Annotated in this window: 10 protein-coding genes; all 10 read left to right on the forward strand. The window is 51.9% G+C overall.

Annotated features, from left to right (window positions below; genetic code table 11):
- Positions 1 to 76: 76 nt before the first annotated feature.
- Positions 77 to 1,156, forward strand: coding sequence for an LptF/LptG family permease (locus VFS25_RS08175; RefSeq protein ID WP_326461640.1), 1,080 nt, complete (start codon positions 77 to 79; stop codon positions 1,154 to 1,156).
- 243 nt (positions 1,157 to 1,399) lie between these two features.
- Positions 1,400 to 2,725 (forward strand): citrate (Si)-synthase, eukaryotic, encoded by a 1,326-nt coding sequence (locus tag VFS25_RS08180; RefSeq protein WP_326461641.1) that lies wholly within the window; start codon positions 1,400 to 1,402, stop codon positions 2,723 to 2,725.
- A 144-nt stretch (positions 2,726 to 2,869) separates the two neighbouring features.
- Positions 2,870 to 4,948, forward strand: a complete 2,079-nt coding sequence (gene recG, locus VFS25_RS08185; protein WP_326461650.1) for an ATP-dependent DNA helicase RecG — start codon at positions 2,870 to 2,872, stop codon at positions 4,946 to 4,948.
- A gap of 56 nt (positions 4,949 to 5,004) precedes the next feature.
- A complete protein-coding gene (locus VFS25_RS08190) occupies positions 5,005 to 8,655 on the forward strand; it encodes a gliding motility-associated C-terminal domain-containing protein (protein ID WP_326461642.1) in 3,651 nt (1,216 codons plus the stop codon).
- A 393-nt stretch (positions 8,656 to 9,048) separates the two neighbouring features.
- Positions 9,049 to 12,603: a PKD domain-containing protein gene (locus tag VFS25_RS08195; protein ID WP_326461643.1), complete on the forward strand. Its 3,555-nt coding sequence runs from the start codon at positions 9,049 to 9,051 to the stop codon at positions 12,601 to 12,603.
- A 6-nt stretch (positions 12,604 to 12,609) separates the two neighbouring features.
- Positions 12,610 to 13,632, forward strand: coding sequence for a PorP/SprF family type IX secretion system membrane protein (locus VFS25_RS08200; protein WP_326461644.1), 1,023 nt, complete (start codon positions 12,610 to 12,612; stop codon positions 13,630 to 13,632).
- 299 nt (positions 13,633 to 13,931) lie between these two features.
- Positions 13,932 to 15,338: an FAD-binding oxidoreductase gene (locus VFS25_RS08205; RefSeq protein WP_326461645.1), complete on the forward strand. Its 1,407-nt coding sequence runs from the start codon at positions 13,932 to 13,934 to the stop codon at positions 15,336 to 15,338.
- A 40-nt stretch (positions 15,339 to 15,378) separates the two neighbouring features.
- Positions 15,379 to 15,960: a hypothetical protein gene (locus VFS25_RS08210; protein WP_326461646.1), complete on the forward strand. Its 582-nt coding sequence runs from the start codon at positions 15,379 to 15,381 to the stop codon at positions 15,958 to 15,960.
- Between the two features lie 205 nt (positions 15,961 to 16,165).
- The gene (locus VFS25_RS08215) at positions 16,166 to 16,852 is read left to right on the forward strand and encodes an HAD hydrolase-like protein (RefSeq protein WP_326461647.1); all 687 of its coding nucleotides are present in this window, start codon (positions 16,166 to 16,168) and stop codon (positions 16,850 to 16,852) included.
- Positions 16,849 to 17,725 (forward strand): TIGR03364 family FAD-dependent oxidoreductase (locus VFS25_RS08220; RefSeq protein WP_326461648.1); only part of this gene is annotated, 877 nt, incomplete at its 3' end. The genes VFS25_RS08215 and VFS25_RS08220, both read left to right, overlap by 4 nt.

Raw genomic sequence — 17,725 nt, forward strand, 5'->3', positions numbered from 1 at the left:
ATTCATTAACAAGGCTTGTTAAAAATCATACCGCCTAAATTGTAGATTGCAGAAATTAAGGTTACTAAAAATCAGTATGACAAAAATAGACTGGTATATACTGCGCAAGTTCATAGGAACATTTATTTACTCCATCATCATCCTGCTGGTTATTTCAGTAGTAATAGACATTACGGAAAAGGTGGATGATTTTATGAGCAACAACCTTTCCCTGAAAACCATTATAGTAGATTACTATTTTGGTTTTATACCGCATATTGCCGCGCTGCTGTTTCCCTTGTTCATCTTTATATCCGTTATCTTTTTTACCTCAAAAATGGCCTACCGTTCAGAGATCATCGCCATCCTGAGCGCGGGCGTTAGCTTTCGCCGTTTCCTGCGCCCCTTCTGGATAGGCGCATTCCTGTTCAGCGGCATTCTTTGGCTCGGCAACCGGTGGACGGTGCCGGAGGCCAACCGCATCCGCACCACGTTTGAGAACAAATACATTCACACGAGGGACGAAGGCCATACCATGTACGATAAAACCACCCGGGTAGACAGCTTTACCTATGTTACCTTTGGCTCCTACGATCCCAATTATAAAAGCGGCAGCAACTTTGTGCTGGAAAGGGTAGAGGGGCTGGATATGACCTTAAAGATCCGCGCCGACCGCGTTTCCTGGGACTCTACAAAAAAGGCCTGGCGGCTGGATTACGTGTCGCTGCGCAGGATTAAAGGTTTAAAGGAAACCTGGTGGCACATACAAGATACATCGCTCGTACTTGCCCTTACGCCCAAGGAAATGGTAGAAGCCAGGAACATACAGGAAGCTATGACCACGCCTGAGCTGAACCGTTTTATTGCCCGGGAAGAGCTGCGCGGCGCAGAGGGACTCAACACCTATTACGTGGAAAAATACCGCCGCACCTCCTCTGCCGCTGCCGTGATTATTTTAACGCTCATTGGCGGCATCATTGCCTCCCGCAAGGTAAGGGGCGGCAGCGGCCTGCACCTGGCCCTGGGTATTGTGATCAGCGCTACCTACATTATCTTCCTGCAGTTCTCTACCGTATTCTCCACCAAAGCCAGCCTTAACCCGCTGCTGGCCGTGTGGATCCCTAACTTCATATTCGGCGGCCTGGCATTTTGGTTGTACGCGCGCGCCCCCAAATAAAACCTGCCCGGTTACCAAAGGTGAGCGGAGCAGGCAAAGCCCTGTTAAAAAATTTCACATTTTTTTAATAGATAACTGCTTTTGTGTTACGCTGACAAATGATTGATCTGTAGAGTTTTATACCCGCTGCCAAGGAACGGCTAACCCCTGGTAACTCTCAAAAAGTCCGTGCAACTTAGTTAACAAATCCTTACTTTTGACAATTGATCGATTGAGTTTTAACTATCAAACTATAGTATCAAAATGGGGTATATAAAAGAGAAATTCAAGGTAAAGGCCGATGAGCTCAGCGCAGAAGTCAAGGACCTGATCAAGAACCATGGCAGTAAGAAAATTGATGATGTAACTATTGCACAGGTGTACCAGGGCATGCGTGGCATTACCGGCCTGGCAACAGAAACCTCCCTGCTGGATGCCAATGAAGGGATCCGTTTCAGGGGGTATTCCATTCCCGAGCTGCGGGAGCATTTGCCAAAAGCCCAGGGTGGTGCAGAGCCTTTACCGGAAGGTTTGTTTTACCTGATGCTGATAGGTGAGCTGCCCGCTGAAACAGATGTGCAATACCTCTCCGGCATGTGGGCCCGCCGTTCACATGTACCGAACTATGTGTTTGATGCTATTGAGGCGCTGCCGCTCAGCACCCATCCCATGACCATGTTTAATGTTGGTATTATGGCGCTGCAAACAGAGTCTGAATTTGCCAAAGCCTATGCAGAAGGCATGAGCAAGAAAGACTACTGGAGCCATATGTATGAAGATACCATGAACCTTATTGCACGCCTGCCCCGTATAGCCGCTTACGTGTACCGCCGCAAATACAAAGGCGGTAAGCATATACAACCCAATGGCATGCTCGACTGGGCCGGCAATTTTGCCCATATGCTCGGTTATGACGATGAAGGCTTCAAAGAGCTGATGCGCCTGTATATGACCATCCATGCCGATCATGAAGGAGGTAACGTAAGCGCCCACACTACCCACCTGGTAGGTTCTGCGCTGAGCGATGCCTACCTGTCATTTGCCGCCGGTATGAACGGGCTGGCAGGCCCCCTGCACGGCCTGGCCAACCAGGAAGTGATCCGCTGGATATTGAGCATGCGCGAGGAGCTGGGAGGCGGTATGCCTACCAAAAGCCAGATAGAGCAGTATGTACGCAAAACCCTGGCCGACGGCAAGGTAGTACCTGGTTACGGACATGCTGTGCTGCGTAAAACAGATCCCCGCTTTACCGCGCAGATGGAGTTTGCCAAAAAGCATTTACCGGATGATGAGTTGGTGCGCATCGTATGGCTGGTGTATGAAACCGTACCGCCCATTTTACAGGAGCTGGGTAAGGTAAAGAACCCCTGGCCTAACGTGGATGCGCATTCCGGCGCGCTGCTGGTGCACTACGGCCTTACAGAATATGAGTTTTACACCGTGCTGTTTGGCGTATCGCGCGCCCTGGGCGTGCTGGCGTCACTGTGCTGGGACCGCGCCCTGGGCCTTTCCATTGAGCGTCCTAAATCTGTTACCACAGAATGGATGAAGCTTTTTGTAGAAGGTAAGATAGATGCTATCGCAGATTGATTTTTTAGTCCATGCAAAAATGGACATTACGATATAGTTGAAAAGCAAATAGTCCGTGGAGCAATCCCATGGACTATTTTATTTAATCTCTGCATTTAAATAACTTGCAGCATCGCACCGTCAATAGCCATATTATCCAATCCCATTGAGTACCTGAAGGGGGTAGGCCCCCAACGGGGAGAGTTGCTGCGCAAGGAGCTGAACCTGTATACCTTCGGCGACCTGCTCAACTATTTTCCTTTCCGGTATGTAGATCGTACCCGGGTTGAAAAAATAGGACAGCTGCAGGGGCAGCAGGATTATGTGCAGATACGCGGGCGCATTACCTCCCTGGAAGTAATAGGCGAAAAGCGGGGCAAAAGGCTGGTAGCCACCCTGCGCGATGAAACCGGCGAAATAGAGCTGGTATGGTTCCAGGGCTGGCAGTGGATGCAGAAATCCCTGCAGGAGCAAACTGCTTACCTGGTGTTCGGCCGCCTTTCTTTCTTCAACGGCGTGCTGCAGATAGCCCACCCGGAAATGGACCTGCTTACAGAGAACATTGCTACCGGTAAACAGTTCCTGGAGCCGGTGTATTACACCACTGAAAAGCTGAAAGCCCGCGGCCTAACGGCCAAGGCCATAGGAAAGCTTACTTTTAACCTGCTGGAGCAGCTGTCGCCGCTGGAAATACCGGAAAACATACCGGAGCCGGTGCTGCAGCAATACCGGCTTATGTCCAGGCCCATGGCCTTTTTCAAGATCCATTTACCGGCCACGGAAGAAGAGGCGCAGCAGGCCCGGCGCAGGTTGAAGTTTGAGGAGCTGTTTATTGCGCAAATACGCATCTGCCGCCTTAAGATACGGCGGCACCAGCAATCGCACGGCTATGTGTTTGGCGCCGTAGGCCATACCTTCAACGAATTTTACAATAACCATTTACCCTTTCCCTTAACCGGCGCGCAAAAGCGTGTGTTAAAGGAAATACGGCAAGATACCATGAACGGCCGCCAGATGAACCGCCTGCTCCAGGGCGATGTAGGCAGCGGCAAAACCATAGTGGCCCTGTTAACCATGCTGCTGGCCATTGATAACGGCTTCCAGGCGTGCCTGATGGCCCCTACGGAAATACTGGCGCAGCAGCATTATAAAGGCCTTGCGGAGCTGCTGGCCCATATGCCGGTAAAGATAGCCCTGCTTACCGGCAGCGTTAAAGGCAAGGCCCGTAAAGAAATACTGGCTGCCCTTGCAGATGGCAGCCTGCATATACTCATAGGCACACATGCGCTGCTGGAAAATGAAGTGCAGTTCCATAACCTGGGCATGGCCATTGTTGATGAGCAGCACCGTTTTGGCGTGGCGCAGCGCGCCCGCCTGTGGCAAAAAAATGCCATTCCCCCGCACATACTGGTTATGACGGCAACGCCTATACCGCGTACCCTGGCCATGACCATTTACGGCGACCTGGATGTATCGGTGATAGATGAAATGCCGCCCGGCCGCAAACCCATTACCACCGTACACCGTACGGAGTTTCAGCGCCCGCAGGTAATGGAGTTCATTAAGGAAGAAATTAAAAAAGGCCGGCAGGCCTATATCGTATACCCGTTAATTGAGGAGTCCGAGAAAATGGATTACGAAAACCTTATGAAAGGCTATGAGGAGGTAAAGGCCTTTTTCCCGGAGCCGCAGTACTACATCAGCATGGTGCATGGCCGCCAGCCCGCAGATATGCGGGAAACCAATATGCAGCGCTTTGTACAGGGCGAAACCCATATTATGGTAGCCACCACTGTGATTGAAGTAGGCGTAAACGTGCCCAATGCTTCGGTAATGGTAATAGAAAGCACGGAACGCTTTGGCCTTTCCCAGCTGCACCAGCTGCGCGGCCGCGTTGGGCGCGGGGCAGAGCAGTCTTTCTGCATATTAATGACCGGCGTAAAGCTGGGGGCCGACTCAAAAGAACGCATAAACGTAATGGTTCAAACCAACAACGGTTTCATTATCTCTGAAAAAGATATGGAGCTGCGCGGCCCCGGCGATATGGAAGGCACCCGGCAAAGCGGTGTGCTGGACTTTAAGCTCGCCGACATTTTGCATGATAAGCCCGTGTTGGATGCAGCCAGGGCCTGCGCCGAAAAAATACTGCAGGATGATATGGACCTGTCGCTACCTGAAAACCAGCCCTTACAGGAATATTTAGCCAGCCAGCGGGGAAAATCCCAATGGAGCAAAATTTCCTGAACAGGTTCAACGTTTGTTATATAATGTTATTTACCCACCAACTAAATGTGTAACGCTTGAAACGCTACTCCCTTGCCCTTTTTACAGGTATCATACTCGGGTTATTGTTAAGCAGCCGTGCCAAAAGCCAGTCCTCCGGTAATTTTACTCCCCTGCAGTTTGTAGAAAACAAAGGGCAATGGACCGGTGATTTCCTGTTTAAAACAAACATGGGCGGCGGTAACATCTTCCTTAAAAAGAATGGTTTTACTTTTTACCTCATGGATAAAGCAGGGCTGGACAGCATTCGTGAATTTATGCACGGGCATGCCGGCGCGCCGGGCGCTCCCACTGTGAACTATGATGCCAAAGCAGCGTTGAACAGCGGTATAACGGCCACCAATGCACGTGGTATACCGGGCAACAGCACACAAAAAATACCGTCGCTGAAAGCGCACGCCTATAATGTTACTTTCCTGCATGCCAATACCAGCCCCGAAATAGTGCCGGATAAGGCCATAGAAGCCTACAGTAATTACTTTATAGGTAATGATCCTGCAAAGTGGCGTTCCAATGTAAGGTCATATCAAAGGGTGTTGTATAAGCAGCTGTATGCAGGTATAGATATGCAGGTGTATTCAGAGGCTTCCCTGTTAAAATACGACCTGGTGGTACACCCCGGTGCCGATGTATCGGCCGTGGAGCTGCAGTACACCGGCGCCGACAAGCTGGCGCTGAAAAAAGGCCAGCTGGAAATTACCACCTCCGTGGGCGTAGCCACAGAGCTTATGCCGTATGCATACCAGTACATTAACGAAAAGCGTGTGCCCGTTAAGGTTAGCTACCGGTTAAAGGGCGATAAGGTAAGCTTTAACATCAGCGGCAGCTACGATCCTGCGTATACGCTGGTGATAGACCCTACTTATGTATTTTCCACGGTTTCCGGCGCCCGGGCCGATAACTGGGGCTTTACCGCCACCTACGATGCAGGGGGCAATTTTTACGGCGGCAGCATCAGCTTTGATCCGGGCAATTACCCGGTAACAGCAGGCGCCGCGCAAAATGCTTTCCAGGGCGGCAACTTTGATATAGCCATCAGCAAGTTCGACCCCACCGGCCGCCGTTTAATATACGCCACCTACCTGGGCGGCAACAGTATTGAGCAGCCGCATAGCCTGTTTGTAAATACAAAAGGTGAGCTGGTGATCAGCGGCCGTACCCGCTCGGGCGATTTCCCCTTCACCAATACCATAGGCAAACGCGGCGGCTGGGATATTGCCGTTGTAAAGCTTAACGCCACCGGCACCGGCATTATAGGCGCGCTGTGCATAGCCGGCAGCGCAGATGATGCGGTGAACATGCGCGACGACCGGCAAAGCGGCGACTGGGTGCTGCTGCGTAACTACGGCGACGATGCCCGCAGCGAAGTGGTGGTAGATGATGCCGATAATATTTACGTAGCCAGCTGTACCCGCTCCACAGATTTCCCGGTTACCGCCGGTACTTTCCAGAACGGCATGGGCGGCAGCCAGGATGGCGTGGTAATGAAAATAAACCCTGACTGTAATACGCTTGCCTGGGCCAGCTACATTGGCGGCTCAAAAGAAGATGCAGCCTATGTGCTGGCGCTGAGCGGCAATACATTATATGTGGCCGGCGGTACGGCCAGCGCCGATTTCCGCACCACCGCCGGCAGCATTTACAGCAGCTACCGGGGCGGGGTGTGCGATGGCTTTATTGCCCATATTACCGCCGATGGTAAATCGCTGCTGCAAAGCACTTACATGGGCTCGGACAATCCCTCTGCCGACCAGGTATACGGTATTCAGCTGGACGCAAACGGCTACGTGTACATTATGGGCACCACCGAAGGCATCTGGCCGGTAAAGCAACCCGCAGGCACTGCTACTTTTTATAACGATCATTCAAAACAATTCATCTGCAAGCTGCAGCCTAACCTGTCTGCCTTTGTATATTCCACCACCTTTGGCAAGCAGGCAGTAGACCCCAGCATTTCGCCGGTGGCCTTCCTGGTAGACAAATGTGAGAACGTGTACATTTCCGGGTGGGGCGGGGGCCTGGATAAAGGGCTGGGTTATCCCAACTCCGGCACCAAAGACCTGCCGGTGAAAAACGCGCTGCAGCGTACCACCGACGACCAGGATTTTTACTTTTTTGTACTGCAGCGCGATGCCACCGGCGTGCTGTTTGCCAGTTTTTTTGGCGGCAACGGCCTGTATGAGCATGTGGATGGCGGCACCAGCCGTTTTGACCGTAACGGCGTTATTTACCAGGGCCTGTGCGCCTGGTGCAATTTATCCACCACCTCCAGCAAGCCGCGCTATCCTACTACCCCCGGCGCTTATGCCACCTCAGCGCCGCCGGACTGTAACTTTGGCGCCCTGAAAATTGCCTTTAACCTGGATGGCGTAAAAGCCGGCATTAAAACCCTGGACCGGAAAGGAAATTATTGTGTGCCGGCAGACATTACGTTTGTAGATACTGTTGGCACGCCCGCCCAAAGCCGTACCTGGAACTTTGGGGATGGAACGCCCGATGTAGGCGGCAATCTCGATACTATTACACATACCTATGCCGCTATTGGCGATTATACCGTGCGGCTGGTTAAATGCGATCCGGCCAGCTGTAACGGTTGTGATACCGCTTATATACCGGTGCGCGTGCGGGCCGATAGCGCCAGCGTTGACTTTTCAGCCATTCGCCAGCCGCCCTGCGAATCCCTGGCCTATGAGTTCACCAACAGCTCTTCCTACCCGCCGGGCAAGCCTTTCACCAGCCAGTCGTTCCAGCTCGATTTCGGGGATGGCACACCGGCATCTGCTGTAGGTACAGGCTCCTGGTTGCATGCCTACCAGGCAGACGGTATTTATAACGCTACCCTTACCCTGGTAGATACCAACTATTGTAACGCGCCGCATGCCATTACGCTGCCGCTGCGGGTAGCCGCCAACGTAGTAGCCAGCTTCTCCGCGCCGGACACCGCCTGCGCGCCCGCCGTCATCAGCTTTGATAATACCACCCTTGGCGGGGAAAGCTTCAGCTGGAGTTTCGGGGACGGCGGCACCTCTGCAGCAGCCTATCCCACGCACACCTATGCAAACCCGGGAGATTATACCGTTACCCTGCATGCCGTAGACAATAGCACCTGTAACAAAACAGACGATACCACTTTTATCGTGCACGTTTTTGGATCGCCCTCCGCAGCGTTTTCCTTTACGCCCACCAAGCCGGAGGACAATACGCCGGTTACTTTTGTAAACCAGTCTGTTGGCGCCGTAAGCTATTTGTGGGCGTTTGGCGATGGGGAAATATCTACCTCCACCAATCCCGTACACCAGTACAATAAAACCGGTACGTATGAGGTATGTTTAACCGCCACCAACCAGGCAGGTTGTACAGATACTGCCTGCCAGCAGGTATCTGCCGTGGTGGTGCCGCTGTTTGATGTGCCGAATGCCTTCTCTCCCAACGGGGATGGTATGAACGATGTGCTGCTGGTGCGGGGCTTTGGGATCAGCAAATTCAGCTTTAAGATATTTAACCGCTGGGGCCAGCTGGTATTTGAGTCCAACGACCCTGGTATTGGCTGGGATGGCCGCTTTAAAGGCGCCCTGCAGCCGATGGATGCTTATGCTTTTACCGTGCAGCTGGAGTTTAGCGATGGTACCCAGGCCAGTAAGCAGGGCAGCGTTACCCTGTTGCGGTAAAAGGGAATGGGCAACAATTTTTGCAACGCCTTAAACGTTTTATTATTGTACAGGTCTTTAAGCAGGAGGTAAGATTTTCCCGCCTCCTGTTTCCTGCTGCTGATACCTGCTTTAGGACCGGTATAAAAATAAATTTAAGGCCTTATGCATTATACCACCTGTTTATCCGCATCTTCTGTATAAATAACTTCTTACATAGGATGAATGTTGCTGCCAGGCAGTAACATTGACAACCTTTACACGTTATTATTCGTATATTAGTTACAGGAAAAAACGCAAAATCTATTTCCGTTGAAATTTACTTTCCTTGCCGGTTTATTATGTGTCGCGTTCTGGCTAATCGCAGCGTTGCCGGCCGGGGCGCAGGCACAGGAGAACAGTAATTTTACCCCTTTGCAGTTTATTGAAAATAAAGGACAGTGGGAGGGCGATTTTTTGTATAAGACAGACCTGGGCGGAGGCGCCATCTTCCTTAAAAAGAATGGGTTTACATTTTCGCTGCTTAACAAAACCGATTACTCAAAGCTTACTGAATATATGCACGGCCATGCAGATGCGCCGGCGCCGCCTTATGTAGATTACAATGCAAAGGGAACCGCTGCCGCTGCTGCCGCCGCCACGCCGCACCAGGATGTTCCGGGCGATATTAAACGCGAAAAGCCAATAGTAAGAGCGCATGCATATGAAGTAACCTTCCTCAATGCCAAACCCACCCTGCAGGTAATGCCGGATAAGCCGGCAGAAGGTTACAGCAATTACTTCCTGGGTAACGATCCTTCCAAATGGAAATCCGAAGTAAAGTCTTACCAGCAAATACTTTACAAAAACCTGTACAACGGTATCGACATGCAGGTGTATTCAGAGGCTTCGCTGTTAAAGTACGACCTGGTGGTGCACCCCGGCGCCGATCCTTCCGAAATACAATTACAGTACAGTGGTGTGGACCGGCTGGAGCTGAAGAAAGAGCAGCTGGAGATTACAACCTCTGTAGGCACTTCCACAGAGCAGATGCCATATGCTTACCAGTACATTAACAATCAACGTGTGCCCGTTAAGGTTAGTTACCGGGTAAACGGCAATAAAGTAAGCTTTAAAGTATCAGGAAAATATGATCCGCAATACCCGCTGGTAATAGATCCTACCTTTGTATTCTCCAGCGTGTCCGGCTCCCGGGCCGATAACTGGGGCTTTACCGCTACTTATGATAACCAGGGTAATTTTTACGGCGGCGGTATTGTATGGGCGCAGGGCTACCCGGTTACTACCGGCGTAATACAAAATGCTTTCCAGGGCGGACAGTTTGATATTGGCATCAGCAAGTTCACGCCCAATGGCCGCAACCTGGTGTATGCTACTTACCTGGGCGGTAATGGCGATGAGCAGCCGCATAGCCTGTTTGCCGATGCGCAGGGTAACCTGGTCATTAGCGGCAGAACCACTTCCGGTAATTTCCCTTTTAAGAATGAGGTAGGCAACCGCGGCGGATGGGACATTGCCATTGTAAAGCTGAATGCAGCAGGCACCGGCATTATAGGCTCCTTACGCATAGCCGGCAGCGCAGATGATGCTGTGAATATGCGCGAGAACCGGCAGGCCGGCAGCTGGGTGCTGCTGCGCAACTACGGCGATGATGCCCGCAGTGAGGTAGTGCTGGATGATGCAGCCAATATTTATGTAACCAGCAGCACCCGCTCTACCGACTTCCCGGTAACAGCCGGCGCTTTCCAAACCACGTTTGGCGGTGCGCAGGACGGCGTGGTAATGAAGATAGATCCTAACTGCAATAACCTGTTGTGGGCCAGCTATATTGGCGGCGATAAGGAAGATGCAGGCTATGTGCTGGCGCTGAACGGTAACACCCTGTATGTGGCGGGCGGCACGGCCAGCACTAACTTCCGCACTACCGGCGGTGTTATTTACCCGGGTTACCGCGGCGGTGTGTGTGATGGATTTATAATGCACATCAGCACCGATGGCGCCAGCGTGCTGCAAAGCACCTTCATCGGGGCCGATAATGCTTCTGCCGACCAGGTATATGGCATACAGCTGGATGCAAACGGCTATGTATACGTAATGGGCACTACAGACGGCCGCTGGCCCATTAAGCAGCCCACAGGCACCGCCACATTCTACAACGATAATTCCAAACAGTTCATATCCAAGCTGCAGCCCAACCTATCATCATTTGTGTACTCCACTACCTTTGGCAAGCAGGCCACAGATCCCAGTATTTCGCCTACGGCTTTCCTGGTAGACCGGTGTGAGAATGTGTATGTTTCCGGCTGGGGCGGCGGCATCAATAAATCGCTGCGTTACCCTAACTCGGGCACCAGCGGGCTAATCACCAAAAATCCTTTGCAGCGTACCACGGACGACCAGGACTTTTACTTTTTTGTGCTGCAGCGCGATGCCACTGATGTATTATTCGCCAGCTTTTTTGGCGGCAACGGCCTGTATGAGCATGTGGATGGTGGCACCAGCCGCTTTGACCGCAACGGCGTTATTTACCAGGGCATATGCGCCTGGTGCAATGTATCGGCCACCAACGGCGCCAAGCCGCGCTATCCCACCACCCCCGGCGCTTACGCCACCGCGGCGCCGCCTTTCTGCAACTTTGGTGCATTAAAGATCGCGTTTAACCTGGATGGGGTGAAGGCCGGCATTAAAACGCTGGATCGCCGTAAGAACTATTGCGTACCCGCCAATATCACTTTTGTAGATACTGCCAGCTCGCCCGCAGCAAGCCGCACCTGGAACTTTGGAGATGGTACGCCGGATGTAGGCGGCAACCTGGACACCATTGCGCACACCTATAACGCCATTGGCGACTACACTATACGCCTTATAAAATGTGATCCGGCCAGCTGTAACGGTTGTGACACCGCTTACACAGAGGTGCGCATACGGGCCGACAGCGCTGCTGTAGACCTGGTGGTAACCAAGCTGCCTCCCTGCGAAGCATTGAGCTATGACTTTAAAAACGCATCTGTAGCCCCGCCGGGCAAGCCTTTCACCAACCAGTCCTTTACGCTGGATTTTGGGGATGGAACGCCCCAGTCATCCGTAGGGCTGGGGAACTGGCAGCATGCTTACCAGTCGCCCGGTGTATACAACGCCATGCTTACCCTGGTAGATACCAATTATTGCAATGCGCCGCATACCGATACCGTACCGCTGCGTGTAGCCGCCAACGTGGAAGCCAGCTTTGAGGCGCCGGACAGTACCTGTGTGCCGGCTGTTGTTGAGTTCAATAATACTTCCCTGGGCGGTGAAACCTTTACATGGAACTTCGGGGACGGCGGTACCTCTACCGAAGCTTATCCCACGCACACCTACTTAAACCCGGGCGATTATACCGTTAAGCTGTACGTATTTGATAATAATACCTGTAATAAGGAAGACTCTACCTCCATGGTCATCCATGTGTTTGGGCCGCCTACCGCCGACTTCACCTTTACGCCCACCAAGCCGGAGGAAAATACGCCGGTTACCTTTGTGAATACCAGCATTGGAGCGGCAAGCTATTTGTGGGAGTTTGGCGACGGGGCCGTTTCTGTAGAAACCAACCCCGTACACCAGTATAATAAAACAGGAACGTACGATGTGTGTTTGCTGGCTACCAACGCCGCTGGTTGTGTAGATACGATCTGTAAGCAGGTAGCCGCAATTGTAATACCCTTGTTTGATGTCCCTAACGCCTTCTCACCTAACAATGATGGAATGAATGATGTGCTGCTGGTGCGGGGCTTTGGCATAGCCAAATTCAATTTCAAAATATTCAATCGTTGGGGCCAGCTGGTCTTTGAGTCCAACGATCCCAATATAGGTTGGGATGGCCGGTTCAAAGGCGCTTTGCAACCCATGGATGCATATGCATATACCGTAAGTGTAGAGTTCAGCGACGGGACTAAAACCAATAAGACGGGAAACATTACCTTGTTAAGATGACGAGCCATGAAGCAGCCAGTTAAATTTTACGTAGCCGGTTTAGTATTGTTGTTCACTGCCCTGCAGGGAACCGCACAGGACCTGCATTTTTCGCAGTTCTTCAACTCACCGCTTACCACCAACCCCGCCAACACGGGTTTTATTCCCGACGGCAATTACCGCGTAGGCATTAACTACCGGAACCAGTGGGTCAGCATTCCGGTGCCGTATAAAACCATGTCGGCCTTTGGCGATTTCCAGCTGTTCCGCGACCGGCTGGAATACGGCTGGGTAGGTTTGGGCGGCGTTATCCTGCGCGATGTGGCCGGCAGCGGCAACCTTACCTCTACCAAAGTGTATGGTTCTGTAGCTTACCATCAGCTGCTGGGGCAAAGCAGCCTGCTATCCCTGGGCTTTAACGTAGGATCTGCCAACAAACGGGTTGACCTTGCCAAGCTTACCTTTGGCGACCAGTGGAACGGTAAGTTCTTCGACTCGGAGCTGCCTACCGCAGAACCTATTACCCAGTCAAAAGTGAACTACTTTGATATGCAGGTAGGTATGAACTATGCCTACTTTCCCACGGATAATATTTACGTAAATGCCGGTTTTTCTGTACAGCATGTAAACAAGCCGCATGAAAGCTTTTATGAAGGCAATAACCAGATAGACCGCCGTTACATCGCCTTCCTGAACGGTATTTTTAAGCTAAGCGACCTGGTGATCCTGAACCCGGCGGCCTACTATACCCGCCAGGCCGGTTCAAGGGAATTTGTGCTGGGCACCAATGCGGCCTATAACCTTTCCGGCGATGGCACCAAGCAGGTATATGGCGGCATTTATTACCGCCTGAACGATGCCTATATTTTCATGGTAGGGTATGAAATTTCCAAAGTGCGCATGATGTTCAGCTACGATGTTACGGCCTCTAACCTGGCTGCCTCCAACGGCCGCCGCGGCGCATATGAAATAGGCATTGTTTTTACCGGCCTTTATCCCAACCGCAGCTTCAGCAGCGCCCGCAGAGCCACATTATGTCCCAGCTTTTAAGAGTGGGCAATGGAGTACAATTATGAATTGCCAATTACGAATGGGTAAGTGTGTAAAACATGCAAGGTGGCGGTAAAAGTAATTGTAATGGCTGATTCAGTAAAAAGTTCCATGCTTCAATAAGCAATGCTGCCCGAAAACTGTAAGTGCAATTATGAATTACAAATGGAAGGTGTAACTAAATCATGTAGTGCCGTTAAAGGGAATTATATGGCTAATTCAGCAAAGAAGTACCACCCCGAAGCATTACCGGTCAATTCGTAATTCCGTAATTCATAATTCGTAATTACTTTTGTTTCATGACCAATTTTTCCAGGCTACATGCCGGGCACCTGGACCAGTTCCGGGATATTGTAGGAGCGGCCAATGTACTTACAGACCAGGAAGCGCTGGATAACTATGCGCACGACGAAACAGAAGACCTGCATTATTTGCCGGAAGTAGTGCTTAAGCCCGATACCACGGAGCAGGTGAGCCGCATTATGCAGCTGTGCCAGCAGGAAAACCTGCCCGTAACACCCCGCGGGGGCGGTACCGGTTTAAGCGGCGGAGCTTTGCCGCAATGGGGCGGGGTAGTAATGTCAATGGAACGGTTTAACAGGATACTGGATATTGACGAACGTAACCTGCAGGTAACGGTAGAACCGGGCGTTATAACAGAAGTGCTGCAGAACGCGGTAAGGGAAAAAGGGTTGTTCTATCCGCCGGACCCAAGCAGCCGCGGCTCGTGCTTAATAGGCGGTAACATAGCGGAAAATTCCGGCGGCCCTAAAGCCGTTAAATATGGGGTAGTAAAGGATTATGTGCTGAACCTGCAGGTGGTGCTGCCCTCCGGCGCCGTTATATGGACAGGGGCCAACGTGCTCAAGAACGCCACCGGCTATAACCTTACCCAGCTGGTGGTGGGCAGTGAAGGAACCCTGGGCATTGTGACCCGTATAGTGCTGCGCCTTATACCGGCGCCTAAATACGACCTGCTGATGCTGGTGCCTTTCCGCTCTGCGGAAAATGCCTGCGCGGCAGTAAGCGCTGTTTTCCGGGCCGGGTACACTCCTTCAGCCCTGGAGTTCATGGAGCGCGATGCGCTGGAGTGGGTAACGCGGTATGTAGAGAGCAGTACGGTAAAGGTAGAAGACGGTATACAGGCGCACCTGCTCATTGAGGTAGACGGCAACTACCCCGATGTGCTGATGCAGGAAATGGAAGGCATTGCCGGCGTAGTAACGGAGTTCGATTGCGGGGAAATTCTTTTTGCGGAAGACCATCAGCAGAAAGAAGAGCTGTGGAAATTAAGAAGGCGTGTGGCCGAAGCCGTTAAGGCCAACTCGGTGTACAAGGAGGAAGATACCGTGGTGCCCCGCGCGGAGCTGCCGGTGCTGCTGAAAGGAGTAAAGGATATTGGCCGCAAATACGGCTTTCATTCCGTATGTTATGGCCATGCCGGCGATGGTAACCTGCATGTGAACATTATCCGCGGCGCCCTGTCGGACGAGCAGTGGAACGGTACGCTGCAAACCGGCATCCGTGAAATATTTGCGCTGGTAAAGCAGCTGGGCGGCACCATTTCAGGTGAGCATGGCATTGGCCTGGTGCAGAAATCTTATATGGATGTAATGTTTGATGCGCAGCACATGCAGCTGATGAAACAGATTAAACAGGTATTTGATCCGAATAATATCCTGAACAGGGGAAAAATATTTGACTGATATAATGCACCACAATCGTAAAACAATAAATAGTTTAGTAATGAAACGTTTGCTCTTATGTGTATTCCTGCTGGCAGGCATGCATACTGCACAGGCCCAGTATTATAAAACAGATACCGCCTCACGCAAAGGACTGGACCCCTCCCGGCTGATGATTGGCGGTAGCGTGGGCCTTATCTTCGGCGATTATACCAACATTAATATATCGCCGCTGCTGGGGTACCGCTTTTCAGATATGTTTGCAGCCGGTATCAGCATCAATGCGCAGTACGCATCTGAAAAGTGGGAGGACTATAGCGGCCGCACCTCGCAGAAGGACCAGTACACCGTGTTCGGTGGCGGGCTGTGGGGCCGGTTTTACCCGCTGGAAATGCTGTTTGCGCATGCCCAGCCGGAGATGAACTATGTAAGCATAAAAAGCACGTTTTATACTGATCCCAAAACATCTGTAAAAGAAAGCCATGCAGTACCCAGCCTGCTGTTAGGCGGCGGCTATTCACAGCCGCTGGGCGATGGCGGCTCTGCCTTTTACATTATGGTGCTGTATGATGTGATACAGGATGAATGGTCGCCGTACCAGAACCGGCCCCTGTTCCGTATGGGCTTTAACGTAGGGCTGTAATCCCTGCCCGTACAGCGGGTTAACAAACATAAAGCAAGGTGAAAAGTGTAAAAGAGCCTTAGTCCTTTTGCGCTTTTCACCTGTTTATTTCAGTACATACCACTTACGTCGCCAGGCGTTGCCCTTCCCTCACGGGTAATTAATCATTAGTTGTTTATAAATGCTAAACTATCTTTGCTCTCATATTTAATGAAGCGTCACCATCATGGGAATACAGTTAGCAGTATTTGACATAGCAGGCACCACCCTGCACGACGAGTCTAATGTAGGCCTGGTATTGCAGCAGGTAATACAGCAGCAGGCAGGGGTAGCCGTTTCACTGCCCGAAGTGAATGAGGTAATGGGTTATGCCAAGCCTTACGCCATCCGCTATCTGCTGCAGCAAAAGCAGGATGCCCGTTACCGGGATGCTGGTTTTGTAAATGGCCTGCACACGCTTTTTGTACAGCAAATGAGCGCTCATTACCAGGATGGTGAGGTGCGTGAAAAAAAAGGCGCCGGCATGGTGTTACAGGAGCTGCGCCGGCGTGATATTAGGGTGGCTTTAGATACCGGCTTTGACCGCGCCATTACCAATATTGTCCTGGAAAGGGTTGGCTGGCTGAATAATGACCTCGTTGATACAGTAGTTACCAGTGATGAAGTAGCCTTTGGCCGCCCTTATCCTTACATGATTTACAGGGCCATGGAGCAGCTGGGCATCAAAAGCATACAGCAGGTAGCCAAAATAGGCGATACCCTCTCTGATCTTGAAGAAGGCGCTAACGCCGGCTGCCCCTGCGTTATAGGCGTTACCACCGGGGCCTATACAAAAGAGGCGCTGCAGGCAGGGCCGCATACCCACCTGGTAGCCGACCTGGAAGAAATACTGTCAATACATTGGTTTATATGAAACATGCAGACGTAGCCGTTATAGGCGCTGGCATCGCAGGTTTGGCCATGGCCTACCACCTGGCCAGGCAAGGTAATAAGGTAGTGTTGTTTGAACGTAACAGCCGCGCGCTGGGCGCATCTATCCGCAACTTTGGCCTGGTGTGGCCCATAGGCCAGCAGGCAGGTTTGCATTACAGCCGCGCCATGGCCAGCCGCCGTATCTGGAAAGAGCTGTCTGCAGCCACCGGCCTGGAATGTAACGAAACCGGCTCGCTGCACCTGGTATATGCAAAAGACGAGCTGGCAGTGCTGGAAGAGTTTGTACAGGCAGCGCCTGCCAATGGCTATGCATGTGAACTGTTAACCCCCGCGCAGGTAACGGCCCGCAGCCGGGCCGTGAAAACAACCGGCCTGCTGGGCGCTATGTACAGCTCTACGGAAATGACGGTAAACCCGCGGGAGGCCAGCGCTCTTATAGCCGCCTGCCTGCAGCAGCAATGGGGCGTTACCATGCGTTTTAATACAGCAGTCAACAGCATTAGTATGCCCTATATCCAAACAGCAGATGAGCAATGGAAGATAAACCGGGTATTTGTATGCAGCGGCGCCGACTTTGAAACCCTGTACCCACAGGCTTTTGCGCAAACTGCGCTTATCAAGTGCAAGCTGCAGATGATGCGCACCATACCACAGCCAAACCGCTGGCAGCTGGGCCCTGCCTTATGCGCCGGCCTTACCCTGCTGCATTACAGCGCTTTCAGTAGCTGCGCTTCGCTGCCAGCCCTGCGGCAGCGCCTACAGGAGCAGATGCCCGCACACCTCCAATGGGGCGTGCACGTGCTGGTATCGCAGAATGGGGCAGGGGAGCTTACCCTGGGCGACTCTCATGAAT

Source organism: Chitinophaga sp. (assembly GCF_035761305.1).
In the GTDB taxonomy this organism is placed as follows: Bacteria; Bacteroidota; Bacteroidia; order Chitinophagales; family Chitinophagaceae; genus Chitinophaga.